Genomic DNA, 17,891 nt, shown 5'->3' with positions numbered 1-17,891 from the left:
GTCGCATTCCTATTCTATATTCAGGCCTTCCTATCCCTAAATCCGATAAAAACGTCTGGTATTAGCCTCCAATCGCAGTGCCGTCTCCTCATAACTCCAGCCGCGCAGCCCCGCCAAAGCTTTGGCTACGTCGTGAACCATGCGGGGATGTGTCGGCTGCCCTTCAAACGGCCCCTCAAAAGGCCAGGGGCCGTCCGTTTCGGCCATGATCTGCTCCGGCGGATAAAGCAGCGCCAAGCGGCGGATTTCCTCCTCATAAAGGAGATCCGGAGTGAAAGAAACGTAGTACCCTCGTTCCGCCATACGCCGGACGGTCGAATCGGCCCCTTTGAACCAGTGAAAATGCGCCTGCTGGACGCCGTATTGGTCCAGCAGGCCGCAGACCAGATCTGCATCCTCATAAACGGCATGCAGAACCACCGGTTTGTCCAGCTCCGCGGCCAAAGCCAGAAAACGCTCCAGCACCTCAACATAAGGCTGGAGATCAAACCGTTCTCCCGCCCGCTCCTTCTCGCGGCGCAAATAATACGGCAGGCCGATTTCGCCGACAGCCGTCATGGAATCGGCGTGCTGGCGGATCCACGCGAGCAGCCGGTCCAGCTCGGCCGCCTCCGGAACCGGCTGCTCGGGATGGTACCCGTAGGCCGGCTTCACCAGCGCCGGATACCGGACCGCCAGCTGCTCGGTACGCTGGCACGATTCCAGATTCATGGACACGGCGACGAGTCCCTGAAGGGCGTCCTGCTCCGCGTCCGCCAGCATGGAGTCGATCTCTCCGTCGTTGTACTGCTCCAAATGAATATGCGCGTCGATCATTGGAAGCCGCTGCCTATGATTCCCGTTGGTCTTCATCTGTCCGACCTTCCTTCCTGCATCTTCCGCTGCTCTCTTCGCATCAGATCCGTCATCTCGCGGCGGAGGCGCAGGAATTCAGGTTCCTCCGCGATCTCCGGCAAGCGGGGACGAGGGAACGGGACCGTCAATTCATGCAGTACCCGGGCCGGCCTGCCGGACAGCAAGACAATCCGGTCCGATAGCAGCAGCGCCTCCTCAATGCTGTGGGTGATAAACAGCACCGAACGGCGGTTTTTCTCCCACAGCTCCAGCAGCCAATGCTGCATGTCGCTGCGCGTCATAGCGTCGAGCGCGCTGAACGGTTCGTCCAGCGCCATCAGCTCCTGCGGGCTGAGCAGGCCCCGCAGAAATGCCGCGCGCTGCTGCATGCCGCCGGACAACATGTGCGGGTAGGCCTCTTCATAGCCGGCAAGCCCGGCTTTGGCCAGCCATTCCCGCGTCTGCGTCCGCGCTTCACGCAGCGGCGTGCCCGCGACCTCCATCCCCAGCGCGACATTGTCCTGGGTGGTGCGCCAGGGAAATAACGCGGGCTGCTGCGGAACGTACGCGATGTGCCCGCGTTCGCCCGTAATGTCCCGGCCGCGCAGGGAAATCCGGCCAGCGTCCGGCTGCGTTAATCCGCCGATGAGGTGGAAGAGCGTGCTTTTTCCGCTGCCGGAAGGCCCAACGATGGATACAAACTCGCCTTCGGCCACCGTCAGATCAATGCCGTCCAGTACCTGCACCGCCGTCTTGCCTTCCTGATAGGTTTTGCTTAAACCCCTCACCTCCAGCACGGTCTGGCGGCCGGACGTATCTGTCGTTACGGCAGTCCTGCCGGCTCCGCCCGATTTGTCCGCGGCGGCTTTCCCTTCTTGTTCTTCGTCTGCCATCCTGGTCTCCTCCTTCCCTTGACTTACAGACTTCCTCACCCTGATTTGTTCTTCAGCGCCCTTTCCGGCGCGGCGGGCTGTACCTCGACAGCAACCTTTCCACGATAGCAACGGCTACAAACATCGCCAAGCTGATTGCGACAATGATTATTATCGCCACAAACACGCGGTCCGTCCGAAACGTGGACTTCTGCATTTTCATATAGTAGCCGATGCCCTTCTCCGCGCCGAGCCATTCGGAGATAATCGCTCCCATCACGCTGTAGGTAGCCGAAATTTTAAGGCCCGACAGCATAGACGGAATCGCATAAGGAAACTCCAGCTTTCGAAAAATTTGCCCTTTAGTCGCTCCGGCCATCTCCATGTAATTGCGCATCACATGATCGGTTCGGGCAAGCCCGTCCATAGCCGCAACGGCGACCGGGAAAAAACAGACCAGCGTAATCAGGATCAGCTTCGGCAGCACGCCGAACCCGAACCAGATCATCAGCAGCGGACCTAGCGCAATCGTCGGCACGTTCTGGCTGAGGATCAGCAGCGGGTAAAGCGCCGATTTGACAAAAGGAATCCGGTGCAGCAGCACGGCCACCAGCAGCCCGACGATTGAACCGACCGCAAACCCTTCCAGCGTCAGGGCCAGCGTGGCTTTGGTGTGCTCCCACAAGCCCGAAGCGCCGTTTGCCGCCTCATGGCCGATATCGGACGGGCTGGGAAGGATCCATTTTTCCACATGAAAGACGTCGACCGCAACCTCCCACGCCAGTAAAAACAAGAGGACCGCCACAAGGGGCGGCCACACGCTTTTCCAAACGGCCCGGACCGAGGTCATGGACGGTATTTCTCCGTTAGTTTATCCATGCTGACGCCGGCCGGCCCGTACAGGATTTTGATCTGGGAAATGATGCTGTCGCTGCCGAATTCATGGACCGCTTCGTTCATTTGGCGCACGATGTCCAGTAGCTCGGTCAGTTCGCCTTCCATCGTTGTATCCAGCGCATTCACCTGATGTTTAACGCCGGATTTTTGAATGACTTCAATGGCGCGGTCCACATAAGGGATGACGCTTTCCCCATTCGGAGTTTTCGGAATGATTTGAATGCTTACAAGTGCGTTGGGCATGAGGGATTCCTCGCTTTCAGATGGGAGTGGGAAAAATGGACAAATGAAGGGTTTGGAGCGATGCGGAACTTTTGAGATAGCTAGTGGAAAATAATGAGTTACGTCCTTCCGCTGGGCTGCGATCCGAATGTTCCTACGACCGCTGTTGTTTTTGAATTTTTATTATTAAATTTGAATTGGTTAAATTTCAAAAACAAAGGCGGGCGCTTACGCTTCTTCGGAATCATTCGGCTCTCCGCCAGTTACGTTTGACTGGCCTCATTATTTTGTCATGGGCATCTCCTAAGTTCCCGCCGTGCTGTTATAGGCTTCATTTGTCCCTTTTTTGTGAGATTAGTAATTAGGGAACAGGATCGTTTGAATTCGATCCTGTTTTAATCTTTAACACGTGCTGCTTACGAACTGCTTAAATTCTACTTTTAAGTTCGATTTCCCTTTGTTCTTTTATTCCTTTGTTCCTTACTCTTGCTACTTACTCTCTTCTTACTCTCTTCTTACCTTCTTCTTACCTTCTTCTTCCGACGCTTTTCAAAGCTCTGTTAATCCGATTAAACCTTAACCTAGTTAAACTCCTGTTCCTGAACGGTCCTTGTCACTGGCATCGGTTAGTCGACTACTAGACCCGGTCTAAGTAAGCGCCTCATCCTCAATTAAGATTCAGGCAGGAAGTCGTTCGTGAATGCTTTGGAGGCATCCAGCGGTTTGTCGAGCAGCTTGCGCTCGTACATCCAGTTGGCGTAGCCGGCCCAGACGGACTCCTTTTGCTCGCCCCATTTGGCGGCGTCGTCCTGATAGCGCGGGCTCAGCCATTCCTGGCTGGCTTTGACCAGCTTCGGATCAAGGTCCGGTACAGCTTTGATCAGAATGTCGGCCGCTTCGTCCGGATGAGCGATGGCATATTCATACCCTTTGGAAGTGGCTTTCATAAAAGCTTTGACCAGATCCGGGTTTTGCTGAATCTCTTTTTCATTGGTGGCGATGACCGGCGTGTAATAATCCAGATCCTTCGAATAGTCCTTCACATACAGCATATCCAGTTTCTCGCCGCGCAGCTCGGCTTCGATGCCGGTCCAGGCGTAATAAATCCAAGCAAAATCGACATCGCGTTTCACGGCCGTGAAATAATCGGCGTCGCCGATGTTGATGATTTTCACTTTATTTACATCGGCATTCTGCAGGTCCATGATGGATTTCATCACTGCTTCTTCCACCGGGGAACCCCAGCCGCCGTAACGTTTGCCTTCGAAATCCTTCGGCGATTTGATGTTCCGGTCCGCCGGGGCGGCAAAACCCGAGGTGTTGTGCTGGATCACCGCCGCAATCGAAACCAGCGGCACACCTTGCGTTTGTGCCTGGGTGATACTTTCCTGGTAACTGATGCCGAACGGCACTGCATCGGAAGCGATCATCGCATCGGCGCCGCCTTCATCCGGCTGCACGATTTGCACGTTCAGGCCTTCCTCTTTGTAGTAGCCAAGCTCCTGGGCGACATACAAGCCGGTATGGTTGGTGTTTGGCGTCCAGTCGAGCACCACTTTGATGTCCTTCAGGTCCTTTGCATCCGTAGATGGCGCTGCACTTTCGGCGCTGCTTTGGGAGTTGCCCGCCGCGTTGCTCGCACCCGGCTCCTGACTGCCTGCCGCGTTATTTGCTCCGTTTGAACCGCAGCCCGCTATCGCCAATAACAGCATGCCGGACAACAGCAGGGTTCCTAATTTTTTTGCTTTCACTTCTTGTTCGCTCCCTCTTCTTTTGGTTTCCCGCTTTTTGAAACTTAACTTGCCCTGAATGCCAAAAAAGGCGCCCGTCTCGGGGGCGCCTGCATCATTGTCAAATGTTATTAAACATGCAATTGACAGTAGCTCTTCCTACGCTGGCATTATCCAGATCAGGTATAAGGGTCAGCGTCTTTCGCGGGACGCACTCTCAGCCGGCCTTCATCCAGCTCCCCATGTCTATGAAATTGCGGGTTTTCACAACAAGTATTATAGTCATATTCTGCAAATGTTGTCCATAGCAAAAGGAAAGACTCCAGCCGTGGCCGGGCAGCGGCCGCAAAGCGGGAGTCCTATCCGTTCAAAATATTGTCAAAGCCTATCTCCAAAAAAACAAAATCAAAGTTTAAACAACGTCGTAACCCTGATCTTCGATCGCTTCTTTGATTTTTTCGAGGTTAAGCTTGCTTTCATCATAAGTAACGTCGACTTTTTTGGCCGCCAGATCCACTTTTCCCGTTGCTCCGGCTTCTTGAACCGCTCCTTCTACCGCTTTCACGCAGTGGTTGCAGGACATGCCTTCTACTTGCAGGGTAACTGTTGTCATAATAAAATTCCTCCTTAAATGTCGTTATCTCATCAATTTATTAATCGTCACAATCAGCTCATCCAAAACTTCGGTTTCGCCTTCCTGAATCCGTTCCACGATACAGCTTTTCATATGGCCTTCCAGCAGCAGCTTGCCGACGCCGTTCAGCGCGGATTGAATCGCCGCAATCTGATTCAGGACATCATCGCAGTACGTGTCCTTTTCGATCATGCCCTTAACGCCGCGTATCTGGCCTTCGATCCGGTTCAAACGGGCAACAAGCTTGCCTTTCATCTCTTCGGAGTGATGGCTGCGCCGCTCGGCCGGCTTGTTGTCCGTTCCGTTATGGCAGCTATGCTGTTCTTCATGCGGATGGCCCCCGCTAGTTTCCGCCACGGACTTCACTTCCTTATAATCATTAATTTTTCAATTCTTCGCTTTCCGTTATGCATTAATCCTGACATGATTCATTATACCCCCACCCCCTATATAAAACAAGTTTATTTCCTCCAAATTCCAGGAACACGCACGAACACACACCAGCACATACGAGACCTGAATTAGCCTTATTCCCTGCTTACTATGTAAGAACCTCGTCAATACTGGCAAATAGCTAAGCTAAACAATTCAAAACTTCAAGGCAATTTCTCATGGTATCGGAGGTTTATTCCCAATCCTTCACAGGATCGACACAGCTCTTTTTAAAATTTTAAATATTCATAGCCCGTTAAGGTCATGATTTGTCAGGCGCTCCATGATAAATTGTACAAATAAGACTCCGAGAGAGTAGGTTCTTTGTATGTTAAAAAAATATGTTTCCGGCGTACTAGCCGCCTTTTTTGTTTTTTTCGCGATCCAGCTGCTAATCCCGCAGATCGGCTCAGCCCATGCTTATATCGTCAAATCTGAGCCGGTTTCCGGAGAAACCTTGAAGACCGCTCCGTCCGAAGTCCATTTGGTCTTCAACGAAGCCATTGATCCCACCTTCTTTACCCTCAGTGTTCTTAACAATAAAGGTCAAAAGGTGACCGGCGGCGCACCCGCCATCGACACGGATAACCCGGCTGGTTTATCCGTGAAGCTGCAGCCTGACCTTCCGGAAGGCGTTTATATCGCCAGATGGAGAGTGATCTCCGGCGACGGCCATCCGATTTCGGGGACGATCCCTTTTGCGGTCGGTGAAGCGGCCGGTGGCGCGGCCGCGGCTCTGGCCGCCGGCGATTTGTCCGCGGGCGGCAACCCCGGCGCCGACCAAATCGCCATCCGCTGGCTCCTGTACGGCGGATTGATGCTGCTCGCGGGCAGCCTGGCGTTTCCGCTGTGGCTGTTCCCCCGCTTTTTCCGCGCCGAGGCGTTTGAGATGCGCAGCTTCCGGCTGCTGCTGCTGGCCGGCTCGATCCTCGCCGCCATCGGCATCCTGCTCAGCCTGCCCTTGCAGATCCGGCTGGAGACCGGCGCAAGCTGGATAAATCTGTGGCACGGCGAATGGTTCCGCGAGACGCTGAAAGACGGCGCGTTCGGCACGGTCTGGTGGGTGCAGAGCCTGCTGCTGCTCCCGCTGGCCTTTCTGGTCTACGCGCTTTGGTCGCGTGACTACGTGAACCGCCGCCGGATGTATGGGTTCCTGGCTTTGATCAACGCGGCGGCCATCGCTGCGATGAAAGCCATGACCGGCCATCCGGCAACCGCGCCGTCCCGCCTGGCGGCCAGCGCGGCGGACTTTCTGCACCTGTCGGCTGCTTCAGTTTGGGTCGGTGGCCTGCTGGTCATGGTTTTTGTCCTGCCGAAAGCCGCAGCCCAGGATCCAAGCGGGAGGCTTTATCCTGAAACGGTGCGGCGGTTTACCGACACGGGCTCCATCAGCGCCGTTGTGCTGCTGTTTAGCGGTTTGTACGGCAGCATCATTTACCTGCCGGATCTGAACGCGCTGGTTGATACCACTTATGGTTGGATTTTAATCGCCAAAGCCGCTATTCTCATAGCCATGCTCGCTTTTGCCCTGGTGAATTTCCGGAGAGGCCGGAAGGACCGGCGCCTCGGCACTGCCGTCAAAATCGAATGGGCAGCGGGAATCGCCGCCTTGATTCTGGCCGCCGCTCTCACCAATCTATCGCCGGGAATCGCAAAAGGCGGACCGTCCCAGCATTCCGAAACCGGTCAGGCCGGTTATACGACCTTGATCGATGTTTCGCCCGGCATCGTAGGCGATAATCATTTCAAAGCGACGGTAACCGATGCCGACGGCAAAACGGTTGAGGTTCAGCAGATCACCATCAAACTGGTCTGTCTGGAAATGTCCAATATGGAGGAAGAGCTGACTTTAACCGATGCCGCCCATTTGGAAGGCGACGCTTCGCTTCTCATGCCGGGCAGTTGGCGCGCCGAATACCACGTGCTGCTGAAATCCCTGGATTCGTTCGACGGCAGCTTTACCTTTAAGGCCGGCGCCCCTTAAGCGGCCCGGTACTGCGAGTTTGATATAACTTAATGATGTAAGAGGGGGATTTTCCATGTCTTTGAAAAAATCTTTGCGTTTCGCTTCCATCTTATCCACGGCTCTGGCCTCCACCCTGCTGTTTGCAGGAATCGCCAGCGCTCATGTGACGGTCAAACCGTCTCAGTCCGCGCCGGAAGCGTGGGAAACCTACACCATGAAAGTTCCGACCGAAAAAGACATTCCAACGGTTAAAGTCGCCCTCAAGGTGCCGGAACAAGCCGAGCTGGAGCAATATCAGCCCGTTCCCGGCTGGACGGCAACTACGGAGAAAGACGACAGCGGCCGGATCAAAACCATTACTTGGGAAGCGGCTGCCGGCGGCGGAATCGAACCCGGACAGTTCCAGCAGTTTAATTTTGTAGCGAAAAACCCTGCAGCCGAAGGCGAATTGGACTGGGATGCTTTCCAATATTACAGCGACGGGTCGGTCGTGGAATGGACAGGCGATGAAGGAGCCGATACTCCGCATTCGATCACAAAAATCACTTCGTCTCCTGCCGGCGCAGCTCCGGCCGATAGCGGTCATGATCAAGCCGGCACCGCCGGAAACAATGCCAATGCTGGAGCCGCCGACAATGGCTCGAGCCCGGAAACGGATGCCGCAGCCGCTTCAAGCAGTTCTTCCGGCAGCGTGATGCAAACCGTAACGCTCATCATTACTATCATTGCGCTGATCGTTTCGCTGGCGGCATTATGGTTTGCTGTGCAAAACGGCCGCCGCAAGGCTTAAACAGCGGATTTATATCCCAACAAAAGAAGGCAGATCCAAGTTTCCCGGGAGAAGTAACGTTCCTTATCCCGGCTCTTGAATCTGCCTTTTCTTTTTTCCTGGCGGCGGTGTCCCTACCTTTGCCCTCTCTGGACTTAAGCTTTAACCAGCGCCTTCAGCTGCTCGTTCAGCCACTCCGCCTCGGCCAGCGCCCGTTTATCGTTCAGAATATCCCCCGGCTTGGAGGCCTGGCCCAGCACATACCCCTCGAACGGCAGCCCGACAAAATCAAACGTGTATTTAAGCTGCTGAATCATCGGCAGGGCTTTAATGCGGGGATTATCGCCGCCTACTACTATTGCGTAAGCCTTTTTCCCGGCAACCAGCGCTTTGAAATCGTATCCCGGTTCGCGCAGGCTTTGGGACCAGCGGTCAAACAGATTTTTGATAAGCCCCGTTACGCTGTACCAGTATACCGGAGAAACGAACACCAGCGTATCGTGCGCCAGCACCTCCTGAATGACGGATTCGTAATCGTCGCCCACCGGCTGGAATCCGCCGGGCGTATGGCGCTGGTCGACGATCGGCAGGATCTTTTTATCCCGCAGCACAATCTCCTTGTAATCAAGTCCAGCCAGCGCCACTTGGGTAAGCTGCTCCGTATTTCCCCCTTCACGCCCGCTGCCGTTAATGACCACTATACTCATAAAAGACACTCCCTTTTCGTTTTCTTTACCGGTTTTGTTTCGCCTTAATTTTCCAGATAACTCCTCTTATTGTTATACGGTGTTTGCTCTCTTTTCAGACTATATTTTAGCAAATGATTTTGTTTCTACCTACCTTTCCCCGTCTTCAGGACCGAGATGCGTCCCCGACCAAGGTCCAGCCCACAAACCGCCTGCGGGCCGTTTTGAAGGAACCCGGAAAAGGCTATGATGAGGACATAACAAATGAACGAGAAAGCGAGTGAACTTAGGAATGAGTAAATTGTACCGTTCCAGAAAAGACAAAAAGATTTCAGGGTTGTGCGGCGGACTGGCCCAATGGCTTGGGTTTGACGCCACAATCATTCGGTTGGCCGTTGTGATCGCCGCTTTTTGCAGCGTCGGTGCCGTTGTCGCGGTTTACCTGATCGCCAGCCTGGTTGTGCCGGATGAGCCCGTAGGCTGGTATGACATCGATGATTCCTATTACACCAAATATTAAGAAGCCGAGGAGAGATGAACATGAGTTTATTTGAACGTATTGCCAATATTACGAAAGCTACTTTGCATGAAGCCCTGAACAAGCTGGAAGACCCGGTCGTCATGACCGGCCAATATCTGCGCAATCTGGAGGAAGAGCTGGATGATGCGCAAAACGAGCTGACGGCGGCCCGATCTTCCGCCCGCATCCTGCAATCCCGTCGGGAAGAAACGGAGCATCAAATCGGACTGAAAGAACAGCTGGCCCTGAAGGCCGTTGCGGATGGCGACGAACTTGCGGCACGCCGTGTGATCGAAGCCAAGCTGCATTTCACGGAGCAGGTTTCCCGCCTGTCGGCCGAGGAAGATGCCGTGAAACACCGGATTGCCGAGCTTGAAACGCAGCTGGAGCTGGGCAAGGAAGAACTGGAGCGCCTCAAAAAGAAACGCGAGGAGCTCGCGGAACGCGCCCGCAAGGCCTCCGAGCTGAAAACCGCGGCTCACCCGCAGTTTAGCCGCGGTCTGGATACCGGCTCGGCAGCGCGCGGCTTCGAGCGTATGGAAGAGAAAATCAGCGGCTGGGAAACCACTGCTTCCGCCGCAGCCAAAAGTCCTTACAGCGTCAATAACGCCTACTCCAGCCAGGTCGATGAGGAGCTGGCCCGGTTGCAGGGCCAAACCAAGGCCAAAGAAAGCGAAAACAACGAGAAGGCACCGGAATAAAATGCTATTGAAGCTATGCGCTGTTTGAGAAAAAGATGCTGAGCTGCCAACCTTAGCTATAGCCAAAGCTTCGGCAAGCCGGATTTATCCGAATCCGATTGTCGCCTTAAAAAGCCCGGTCAAGAACCCCCTTGACCGGGCTTTTACCTGTCTTCCCCATGCCGTCAAAGAGGAAAACCCCCTTGCTTCCAAATGGAAGGTAAGGAGGTTTTCCGAGCGTGGGGCCTTATTTTTTCAATGATGAGAAGCTTAATCTTTCTTCCCTTTGAACAGCTCGCCCACAGCGCCGAGGCTGCCCAGCGTTTCCACTGCGTTGGACGGGATAAACACTTTGTTGGCCGGTCCTTTGGCCACTTCTTCAAGCGCTTCGAAGGAGCGGTAAGCCAGCACCGTTTCGTCCAGACCCGCGCTGCGGATCAGCTCGATCCGCTGCTTCTCGGCGGCCGCTACGGCTTCGATCGCCTTCGCCTGGCCCAGCGCTTCCAGCTCCTGCGCCTGGCGGAGACCTTCCGCTTCGCGGATGCGCGCCTCCTTGTCGCCTTCGGCTTTGAGGATTTTGCTCTGCTTATCCCCTTCGGCGCGCAGGATCATATCCTGCTTCGCGGCTTCCGCCTCCAGCACGATTGCACGTTTGTTCCGCTCGGCTTTCATTTGTTTGTCCATCGCTTCCTGAATGTCGGCCGGCGGCTGGATATCGATGACTTCCACCCGTTCAATGCGGACGCCCCACTTCTCGGTGGCTTCGTCGAGCGCGATGCGGATCTCGTTGGAGATTTTTTCCCGTCCGGACAAGGTTTCATCCAGCTCCAGCTTACCGATGATCTGCCGCATGGTGGCCGTCGAGATGTTCCGCACCCCGTACACGTAGTCGGAAATGCCGTAAGTCGCCTGCTCCGGATTCACGACCTGATAGAAAATAATCGAATCGATCTGGACCTGCACATTATCTTTCGTAATAACCGTTTGCGGCGGCACGTTAGCCTGTTGAATCCGCAAATCGTGGTAAACCCTTACTTGATCAATAACCGGAATAAGAATATTAAGACCCGGGTTCAGCAAACGGTTGAATTTACCGAGACGTTCCACAACGCCTACCCGCTGCTGCGGCACAACTTTCACCGTCAGTGCGATAAAGGCGATAACGACCACCAGAATGACCACGATCACAATCCACTGCATTAAAGAATCTCCTCCCATTTCTCTACTTCAATTCTTGTACTGCTCATTTTCATGACCCTCACCCGTTCATCTTTCCCCAAAAATACCGGGGCCGTCGCGCTCCAGGTGTCGCCGCCGACCTTTACGATGCCGTAATGTCCCGGTTCGATCGGTTCCACCACAATGCCCTGCCGGCCGAGCAGCTCGGTACCTGCATCATGAAATCCCCGTGAACTCCGCAATTTGCGGGACAGCGGTTTGGTAAATACGGTCAGCACCAGAGCAACTATACAGCCGACAAGCACCTGCAGCAAAATCGCATCCGGAACCACCAGCGAAACCAGCAGCGCCGCGATTGCTCCAAGGCAGATCCAAAGCAGGTAGAACGTAAGCGTAAACATTTCCAATACGAGCAAAATGCCTGCTGCGATCAACCATATCGTCCATACATGCATAGGGCAGATTCACCACCTTTATTCAGCATTATATTAAGTATATACGGGTAATAAGGGATTAGGTATCACATTTCTTGTCAAAGAGATGTTTTTCTTCGCCTTGCAAACGGATCTGCAGAATTTATGAAGGTCAATTTGGAAATCCTACCCTTATTGTTTTTATTTTTTTCGCCGAGTCGCTGTCTTTATTCAAATTCATACCGGGAGGAATACCATGCTGCTTGAAGCTGTCTACCATCGTCCGAAAATGAACTGGGCTTACGCTTACGATGACTATACGCTCCACCTCAGACTGCGTACGAAAAAGGACGACGTCTCCGAAATTTGCGCCTGGGTCGGCGATAAATATGCCTGGAAGGATACGGAAGAGCTTGTTCCGATGGAACGGGTTTTTCGCGACAAACGGTTCGATTATTGGGAATGCGAGGTCCGGCCGCCTTACCGGCGCCTGAAGTACGGCTTCCTGCTCAAGGCCGGCTGCGAATCCGTCTGGATGACGGAAAATGATTTCCACGACGAACGCCCCGAAATTCCGGACCGGCTGTTTGACTTTCCTTTTATTAATCCGATTGATGTTTTTAAGCCGCCGGCCTGGGTGAAGGATGCGGTTTTTTATCAGATTTTTCCCGAACGCTTCGCTAACGGCAACCCCGATAACGATCCTGAAAACGTGCAGCCTTGGGGCGGCAAACCGGAGGTCGACAATTATTTCGGCGGAGATCTGCAGGGCGTCATCGACCACCTGAACCATTTGTCCGAGTTGGGCATAACGGCCATCTATTTCACGCCGATTTTTGCGGCTGCGACCAATCATAAATACGACACCGAGGACTACCGGAGAATCGACCCTCATTTCGGCGACGCCGAAAAGCTCAAGGAGCTGGTCGGGCTTTGCCATGAGCGCGGCATCCGCGTGCTGCTGGACGCAGTGTTTAATCATGCTGGGAGAACCTTTGCCCCGTTTGTGGACGTTCTCGAGAAAGGCGAACAATCCAAATATAAAGATTGGTTCCATATTCACGAATTCCCGCTGACCGACAAGGACGGCCGCCCCAACTACGATACGTTCAGCTTTGAGCCGCATATGCCAAAGCTGAATACCGAAAATCCGGAGGTGAAAGAGTACCTGCTGGGCACCGCCGAATACTGGATCCGCGAAATCGGCATCGACGGCTGGCGGCTGGATATCGCCAACGAAGTGGACCACCATTTCTGGAGGGAATTCCGCAGCCGGATCAAAGCGATCAACCCGGACGCCTATATTCTGGGCGAGATCTGGCATGAAGCCTCGCCTTGGCTGCAGGGCGACCAGTTCGACGCCGTGATGAATTATCCATTCACCGACGCGGTGCTGGATTTCGTGGCGCGAGGCACGCTGAACGCCAGCGAGCTTGCGAACGCGATCCAGATGCAGCTGTCCCGTTATCCCCGCCAGGCCAGCGAGGTGCTGTTTAACCTGCTGGACAGCCACGATACGCCGCGTCTGCTTACCTTGTGCGAAGGCAGCAAGGAGAAGATGAAGCTGGCGGCCGTGATCCAGTTTACTTACAGCGGAACGCCGTGCATCTACTACGGCGATGAGTACGGCCTGGACGGCGGGGCGGACCCCGACTGCCGCAAATGTATGCCGTGGGAGCCGGAGCAGCAGGATCGGGAGCTGTTTGATTTTTACAAGACGCTTATCGCGCTTCGCAAAGCCCACCCGGCTTTAAGAACGGGCAGCATGCACTTTAAGGAAACCGGCGGGGAAGGCACCCTGCTGGCGTACGAACGCCGGCTGCATCACGACCGGGTGGCGGTGCTGATCAACAATGCGGATAAACCGCAATCGGTTGAGTTGCCGCAGCAAACCGGGCGGAGGTCGGAAGCGGGGAGCCGGCCGGGGGCCTCATCGCCAGCCGCCTGCTGGATCCCCCTCTTCGCTTCGGATTCCGTACAGCTTCAAGTGGAAAATGGAAAAGAAACGGTCCGACTTCCCGCTTTCGGTTTCGCCGTGCTAGGGCCGGTGGAGGAAGACTGACCGGCCCCGCAGGGGGTTGAGGGCTCTCCCCCTTTCTTTAAAAAAGGCGGTCCCTAAGTCTGCTCAGACTTTGGGACCGCCTTTTTTAAATTTCTTGCCGGACATGGACCAGCGACAGCTGCATCGAACAGGCCAGCGCCTACAACCGGGCGGAAAGCCTGACTAGCTGCTCGCTGACTCGCTGACTTTAAATGAAGTGCGGACATGGGGGCCGCTTCTTAGCCTTTGCTCGCCCCCGACGTCAGGCCGTCGACCAGAAGCCGCTGCAGGAACATGAACAGCACCGTTATCGGAATAGCGATCAGCACCGCTCCCGCCGAGAACACAGTAAAGTTGGTGTTTTGATTCGACGAAACCATGTCGTACAGCCCGACGGCCAGCGTCCAGTTCTCTTTGGTCCGCAGCACGAGCCTTGCAAAGATAAAATCGACCCACGGGCCTACGAATTGCGTCAGCGCCATGTAAGTCAGCATCGGTTTGGAGAGCGGCAGAATGATCCGGGTAAAAATCATCATATTGCTGGCGCCGTCGATTTTGGCCGCTTCATCCAGCGTTCTCGGGATCGTATCGAGAAACCCTTTGGCGATAAACGTCCCGCCAAGCGGCGCTCCCGCCGCATATACGATAATAAGCGCAAGATGGGTGTCCAGCAGATGAAATTCCTTCAGCAGCAAATAAATGGCAATCATGCTCATAAACCCAGGGAACATACCCAGAATGAGAATGGTCGACAGCGCCGTCTGCCGCCCGCGGAAGCGGAACCGCGACACCGCGTAGCTGGTCAGCAGCGTGAGCAGCACGCCGATCAGCATCGAGAAAACGGCGATCTTGAGCGTATTCAAATACCATTGTCCGAACAGGATCGTGTCGGAGGTGAAAAGCTCCTTGTAATGATCCAGCGTAAAATGCTCCGGAATCAAAGTTTTGCTGTACAGCGATTTACCCGGGCGGAGCGAGCCGAGCACGACCCAAAGCGCCGGATAAACGGCCGTGACCGCTAACAGGACAAGCACGATATAGCTGAGGGTGAGGCGAATCGTTTTTTTCGTTTTCATGCCGCTCATTGGATCATATCCTCCTCTTTAAACGACTTGGTTCTGCGGTAATTGTAGATGGAGAACGAAGCGATAATCAGGAAGATGATGATGCCGACGGCGGAAGCCATATTGTATTTGTTCTGGTCGAGCGTCAGTTTGTACAGCCAGGTTACAAGCAGGTCCGTAGCGCCCGCATACTGGTAATCCCCGACGACCGGGTTGCCGTTGGTCAGCAGGAAGATCGCGTTAAAATTGTTGATGTTGCCCGCGAACTGCATGATCAGCGTAGGTGCGGTCGAGAACAAAATCATCGGCAGCGTAACGATTTTGAACTTCTGGAAGCCCGTCGCCCCGTCCACCTCGGCCGCTTCGTACATGTCGCGCGGGATCGTGGTCAGCACGCCCATGATCAGGATCATGGACACCGGTATACCCACCCACATGTTGACGATGATGACCGTAACTTTGGCCCAGAACGGATCCGTCAGCCAAGGCAGTCCGTCCAGCCCGAAGTAGCCCAGGTACTGGTTGATCGGCCCGAACTGTCCGTTAAACATGTTGCGCATAACGAGCAGCGAAATCAACTGCGGAATGGCATAAGGGATAATAAGGATCGTTCTCCAGAAACCCTTGAATTTAATCCCCTGCTGATTGATCAGCAGCGCAACAAGCAATCCGCCGAAATAAGTCGTTACCGTAGACAAGACGGCCCAAATAATCGTCCAGACCAGCACGCCGAAAAACGTATGGCTCCACGATTTGAGCGCCACCAGGTCGCGGAACGTCCGGAAGCCGACCCAGTCAACCAGCTTGGCCGGCGGAATGTGATCCGGTGAAGAGTAATTGGTAAACGCCAGCAGAATCATAAAGATGATCGGCATGATCGTAAAAAACAAAATGCCTACGGCCGGCAAAGCCAAAAAAGCCTGGGCAAATTTATAGTCCATCAGGTAGCGCAGAGAACGCTTGAAGTTATGAGGGGGGATGCCCTTCTCCCGTTCCGCCGCCGTTTTGCGGGCGTCGCGGATATTCATGACGTAAATCAAAATAAAGATCGCCAGGAAAATCAAGGTGATCAAGCTCTGTACCAGCAAATAAATCGAGTGGTCCCCGTTGACGAATTTGCCGTGCACCTTGTGGCGGGCCGTTTCGCCCAGCGTCGTTATTCCCCACAGCGCCCGGCCAAGCGTGCTGCTGAAATAGAAAATCCCCGCCGCTTCGACAAGCAGATAAAGGATGCCTTTGATGAATTGGCGGTTATATATTTGTCCCAATCCCATGCTTATGATTGACAGTACAGTGGCTTTGTTGCGGTGTCGGTCCATTCTCTTCTCCTTCCCTTCGCGCAAACCACGGAAGGGCCCGCCGCTGGCATTCAGCGGCGGGCGTTCTTCTGATGGTCCGTTATTGCCGTGTCCGTTAAGGCCCGTTATAAGACAGCCTGCTTATTGGCCGGAACCGTTGTTCAAATCCTTGATTTGCTGAGCGGCTTTGTCCATAGCCTGCTGCGGATCTTTGCCGTTGTCCCAGATTTCAGGCAGCGCGGCGTTTACCGGCGACCAGACATTGCCCATTTCCGGAATGGAAGGCATCGGCTGAGAGTTTTTGGTCTGCTCGGCAAAAGCGGACACGTAAGGGTCGTTTTTGATTTGATCCGATTCCAGCGCTTCTTTGTTGGTTGGAACGGAGCCGACTTTTTCATTCAGAATGAGCTGAGCGTCTTTGGTTGTCGCAAATTCGGCAAACAATTTCGCTGCGTTCGGGTACTGCGTAAAGGAGTTCACGTACCAGGCTTTAATGCCGGAGAAAGAAATGGCCGGTTTGCCGCCAATGCTGGGAATCGGCGCGAGGCCCAGCTTGTCGCCAAGCGCCTCTTTGTAGCCTGCCAGCTCCCAAGGACCATTAATGTCCATGGCTACATCGCCGGAGTTGAACAAGCTGCGTTTAATGTCCGGGTTGATGTCGCCGCTCTTGACCGGCAGAACTTCTTTCAAAGCCACATAGGTTTTCAGGCCTTCAATGGCACCGGCGCTGTTGATGCCGATATCGTTTTTATCCGTGCCGTTGCTGCCGAAAATGTAGCCGCCGGTCGTAGCAATGAAAGGATAGTTGAAATACATGTTGCCCGTTTCCCACATGATGCCGTATTTGTTTTTGGATTTGTCTGTGAAGGTTTTGCCGAAAGCGATAACGTCGTCAAACGTTTTTGGCGCTTCTTTGACCAGATCCTTGTTGTAATAAAGGGCATAGGTTTCCGCGGATCTCGGATATCCGTACAACACGCCGTCATAAGTCACGGCCTGGATGGAGGCTTCCGTATTGTTGTTGGTCGTTTCTTCCGCAAAATCGTCATTCTCCAGCAGCAGTCCGGCTTCCACGGCTCTGCCCAGGTTATCGTGAGGGAAAACAACAACGTCTGCGGCAAGCCCGGACGGACCGTCCTGCGTAAGTTTCGTTACCTGATCGGCAGGCGCTACTTCTTCAATTTTGACAGGAACGCCGTATTTCTCCGTAAACTGCTTGGCGATCTCTTCGGTATAAGTTCTTTCTTCCTTGCTCTCCCAAACGAGCAGCTGAGCACCGTCCTCAGGCGCGATTGCTGCTCCGCCGGCCGAATTGTCGGCGCTTGCGTTAGCGGCAGTCTCATTGGCTGTGTTGCCTCCGTTGTTGGCTGCGGCATTGCCTCCGTTATTTCCGGATCCGCACGCCGTAACGGATACCGCCAGCGTCAGCGCGGCCAGCGTCACCATAAACTTCTTCATTTTCATACTTGATTAACCCCTCTCTTGTGCGTTTATTAAGATCGACTAGTAAACCAATAATTTTGCGCAAACGATTCCACAAATGACAGCAAAAATTCCGTTTATCACTCATAAAATGCTGTTTTATGCTGAATTTGCGATTCCGAAAGCGCTTCATTCTGGCCACCATCATACATGACACTCCTCGCTAAGTAAA

General features: G+C 54.1%; 19 protein-coding genes and 1 riboswitch. Of the genes, 5 read left to right on the top strand and 14 right to left on the bottom strand.

All coding sequences use genetic code 11. From position 1 onward, the window contains the following. Window positions 1-36: 36 nt before the first annotated feature. The 7 genes from AC3ZPD_RS08490 to AC3ZPD_RS08460 form a co-directional block, all read right to left on the bottom strand. Window positions 37-852, bottom strand: a complete 816-nt coding sequence (locus AC3ZPD_RS08490) for a TatD family hydrolase (protein WP_490983847.1) — start codon at window positions 850-852, stop codon at window positions 37-39. Beyond that, window positions 849-1,727 (bottom strand): ABC transporter ATP-binding protein, encoded by an 879-nt coding sequence (locus AC3ZPD_RS08485; protein ID WP_490983846.1) that lies wholly within the window; start codon window positions 1,725-1,727, stop codon window positions 849-851. The genes AC3ZPD_RS08490 and AC3ZPD_RS08485 overlap by 4 nt, the downstream gene beginning before the upstream one ends. Window positions 1,728-1,779: 52 nt before the next feature. Continuing rightward, on the bottom strand, window positions 1,780-2,556 hold the full coding sequence (locus AC3ZPD_RS08480; RefSeq protein WP_490983845.1) for an ABC transporter permease: 777 nt from the start codon (window positions 2,554-2,556) through the stop codon (window positions 1,780-1,782). Further along, a complete protein-coding gene (locus AC3ZPD_RS08475) occupies window positions 2,553-2,846 on the bottom strand; it encodes an MTH1187 family thiamine-binding protein (protein WP_490983844.1) in 294 nt (97 codons plus the stop codon). Before AC3ZPD_RS08475 ends, AC3ZPD_RS08480 begins: the two co-directional genes overlap by 4 nt. Window positions 2,847-3,496: 650 nt before the next feature. Continuing rightward, entirely contained in the window at window positions 3,497-4,576 is a 1,080-nt protein-coding gene (locus tag AC3ZPD_RS08470) for an ABC transporter substrate-binding protein (protein ID WP_490983843.1), read from the bottom strand. A gap of 118 nt (window positions 4,577-4,694) precedes the next feature. After that, window positions 4,695-4,808: riboswitch (TPP riboswitch) on the bottom strand. Window positions 4,809-4,967: 159 nt separating this feature from the next. Continuing rightward, complete coding sequence (locus AC3ZPD_RS08465) at window positions 4,968-5,168, bottom strand: copper ion binding protein (RefSeq protein ID WP_490983842.1); 201 nt, start codon at window positions 5,166-5,168, stop codon at window positions 4,968-4,970. Between the two features lie 24 nt (window positions 5,169-5,192). Continuing rightward, window positions 5,193-5,546: a metal-sensitive transcriptional regulator gene (locus AC3ZPD_RS08460; protein WP_490983841.1), complete on the bottom strand. Its 354-nt coding sequence runs from the start codon at window positions 5,544-5,546 to the stop codon at window positions 5,193-5,195. Between the two features lie 403 nt (window positions 5,547-5,949). Here AC3ZPD_RS08460 and AC3ZPD_RS08455 point away from each other — a divergent pair, with 403 nt between their 5' ends. Both AC3ZPD_RS08455 and AC3ZPD_RS08450 read left to right on the top strand, forming a co-directional pair. Next, window positions 5,950-7,605 carry a copper resistance protein CopC gene (locus tag AC3ZPD_RS08455; protein WP_490983840.1) on the top strand — a complete coding sequence of 552 codons (1,656 nt, stop codon included), beginning with the start codon at window positions 5,950-5,952 and terminating at the stop codon, window positions 7,603-7,605. 55 nt (window positions 7,606-7,660) lie between these two features. Continuing rightward, window positions 7,661-8,377 (top strand): YcnI family copper-binding membrane protein, encoded by a 717-nt coding sequence (locus tag AC3ZPD_RS08450; RefSeq protein WP_490983839.1) that lies wholly within the window; start codon window positions 7,661-7,663, stop codon window positions 8,375-8,377. Window positions 8,378-8,511: 134 nt separating this feature from the next. On the opposite strand, the gene AC3ZPD_RS08445 is transcribed toward AC3ZPD_RS08450, so the two are convergent. Then, a complete protein-coding gene (locus AC3ZPD_RS08445; RefSeq protein WP_490983838.1) occupies window positions 8,512-9,063 on the bottom strand; it encodes a flavodoxin family protein in 552 nt (183 codons plus the stop codon). A gap of 271 nt (window positions 9,064-9,334) precedes the next feature. Here AC3ZPD_RS08445 and AC3ZPD_RS08440 point away from each other — a divergent pair, with 271 nt between their 5' ends. Continuing rightward, on the top strand, window positions 9,335-9,562 hold the full coding sequence (locus tag AC3ZPD_RS08440) for a PspC domain-containing protein (protein WP_490983837.1): 228 nt from the start codon (window positions 9,335-9,337) through the stop codon (window positions 9,560-9,562). Between the two features lie 20 nt (window positions 9,563-9,582). Next, on the top strand, window positions 9,583-10,263 hold the full coding sequence (locus AC3ZPD_RS08435; RefSeq protein ID WP_490983836.1) for a PspA/IM30 family protein: 681 nt from the start codon (window positions 9,583-9,585) through the stop codon (window positions 10,261-10,263). A 249-nt stretch (window positions 10,264-10,512) separates the two neighbouring features. Here the strand turns inward: AC3ZPD_RS08435 and AC3ZPD_RS08430 are convergent, their stop codons facing one another. Further along, on the bottom strand, window positions 10,513-11,442 hold the full coding sequence (locus AC3ZPD_RS08430; protein WP_490983835.1) for an SPFH domain-containing protein: 930 nt from the start codon (window positions 11,440-11,442) through the stop codon (window positions 10,513-10,515). After that, window positions 11,442-11,876 (bottom strand): NfeD family protein, encoded by a 435-nt coding sequence (locus AC3ZPD_RS08425; RefSeq protein WP_490983834.1) that lies wholly within the window; start codon window positions 11,874-11,876, stop codon window positions 11,442-11,444. Before AC3ZPD_RS08425 ends, AC3ZPD_RS08430 begins: the two co-directional genes overlap by 1 nt. A gap of 214 nt (window positions 11,877-12,090) precedes the next feature. Between AC3ZPD_RS08425 and AC3ZPD_RS08420 the strand changes: the two genes are divergently transcribed. Then, complete coding sequence (locus AC3ZPD_RS08420) at window positions 12,091-13,896, top strand: glycoside hydrolase family 13 protein (RefSeq protein ID WP_490983833.1); 1,806 nt, start codon at window positions 12,091-12,093, stop codon at window positions 13,894-13,896. Between the two features lie 218 nt (window positions 13,897-14,114). On the opposite strand, the gene AC3ZPD_RS08415 is transcribed toward AC3ZPD_RS08420, so the two are convergent. The 4 genes from AC3ZPD_RS08415 to AC3ZPD_RS08400 all read right to left on the bottom strand — a co-directional run bounded on the left by AC3ZPD_RS08415 (window position 14,115) and on the right by AC3ZPD_RS08400 (window position 17,867). Continuing rightward, on the bottom strand, window positions 14,115-14,960 hold the full coding sequence (locus AC3ZPD_RS08415) for a sugar ABC transporter permease (RefSeq protein ID WP_490983832.1): 846 nt from the start codon (window positions 14,958-14,960) through the stop codon (window positions 14,115-14,117). Continuing rightward, window positions 14,957-16,258, bottom strand: a complete 1,302-nt coding sequence (locus AC3ZPD_RS08410; protein WP_490983831.1) for a carbohydrate ABC transporter permease — start codon at window positions 16,256-16,258, stop codon at window positions 14,957-14,959. Before AC3ZPD_RS08410 ends, AC3ZPD_RS08415 begins: the two co-directional genes overlap by 4 nt. Before the next feature lie 120 nt (window positions 16,259-16,378). Continuing rightward, the gene (locus tag AC3ZPD_RS08405) at window positions 16,379-17,701 is read right to left on the bottom strand and encodes a sugar ABC transporter substrate-binding protein (RefSeq protein ID WP_490983830.1); all 1,323 of its coding nucleotides are present in this window, start codon (window positions 17,699-17,701) and stop codon (window positions 16,379-16,381) included. Beyond that, window positions 17,622-17,867 (bottom strand): hypothetical protein, encoded by a 246-nt coding sequence (locus AC3ZPD_RS08400; protein ID WP_490983829.1) that lies wholly within the window; start codon window positions 17,865-17,867, stop codon window positions 17,622-17,624. The genes AC3ZPD_RS08405 and AC3ZPD_RS08400 overlap by 80 nt, the downstream gene beginning before the upstream one ends. Between the last annotated feature and the right edge of the window lie 24 nt (window positions 17,868-17,891).

It is taken from the genome of Paenibacillus mobilis (assembly GCF_058267595.1).
The sequence above is the reverse complement of the archived record's forward strand: the minus strand, read 5'-3'. Positions and strand labels throughout refer to the sequence as shown.

Coding starts and splice junctions, on each gene's coding strand:
- AC3ZPD_RS08490 (WP_490983847.1), bottom strand. CDS start 852: ATGAAGACCAACGGGAATCATAGGCAGCGGCTTCCAATGATCGACGCG.
- AC3ZPD_RS08485 (WP_490983846.1), bottom strand. CDS start 1,727: ATGGCAGACGAAGAACAAGAAGGGAAAGCCGCCGCGGACAAATCGGGC.
- AC3ZPD_RS08480 (WP_490983845.1), bottom strand. CDS start 2,556: ATGACCTCGGTCCGGGCCGTTTGGAAAAGCGTGTGGCCGCCCCTTGTG.
- AC3ZPD_RS08475 (WP_490983844.1), bottom strand. CDS start 2,846: ATGCCCAACGCACTTGTAAGCATTCAAATCATTCCGAAAACTCCGAAT.
- AC3ZPD_RS08465 (WP_490983842.1), bottom strand. CDS start 5,168: ATGACAACAGTTACCCTGCAAGTAGAAGGCATGTCCTGCAACCACTGC.
- AC3ZPD_RS08455 (WP_490983840.1), top strand. CDS start 5,950: ATGTTAAAAAAATATGTTTCCGGCGTACTAGCCGCCTTTTTTGTTTTT.
- AC3ZPD_RS08450 (WP_490983839.1), top strand. CDS start 7,661: ATGTCTTTGAAAAAATCTTTGCGTTTCGCTTCCATCTTATCCACGGCT.
- AC3ZPD_RS08445 (WP_490983838.1), bottom strand. CDS start 9,063: ATGAGTATAGTGGTCATTAACGGCAGCGGGCGTGAAGGGGGAAATACG.
- AC3ZPD_RS08440 (WP_490983837.1), top strand. CDS start 9,335: ATGAGTAAATTGTACCGTTCCAGAAAAGACAAAAAGATTTCAGGGTTG.
- AC3ZPD_RS08435 (WP_490983836.1), top strand. CDS start 9,583: ATGAGTTTATTTGAACGTATTGCCAATATTACGAAAGCTACTTTGCAT.
- AC3ZPD_RS08430 (WP_490983835.1), bottom strand. CDS start 11,442: ATGCAGTGGATTGTGATCGTGGTCATTCTGGTGGTCGTTATCGCCTTT.
- AC3ZPD_RS08425 (WP_490983834.1), bottom strand. CDS start 11,876: ATGCATGTATGGACGATATGGTTGATCGCAGCAGGCATTTTGCTCGTA.
- AC3ZPD_RS08420 (WP_490983833.1), top strand. CDS start 12,091: ATGCTGCTTGAAGCTGTCTACCATCGTCCGAAAATGAACTGGGCTTAC.
- AC3ZPD_RS08415 (WP_490983832.1), bottom strand. CDS start 14,960: ATGAGCGGCATGAAAACGAAAAAAACGATTCGCCTCACCCTCAGCTAT.
- AC3ZPD_RS08410 (WP_490983831.1), bottom strand. CDS start 16,258: ATGGACCGACACCGCAACAAAGCCACTGTACTGTCAATCATAAGCATG.
- AC3ZPD_RS08405 (WP_490983830.1), bottom strand. CDS start 17,701: ATGAAAATGAAGAAGTTTATGGTGACGCTGGCCGCGCTGACGCTGGCG.
- AC3ZPD_RS08400 (WP_490983829.1), bottom strand. CDS start 17,867: ATGATGGTGGCCAGAATGAAGCGCTTTCGGAATCGCAAATTCAGCATA.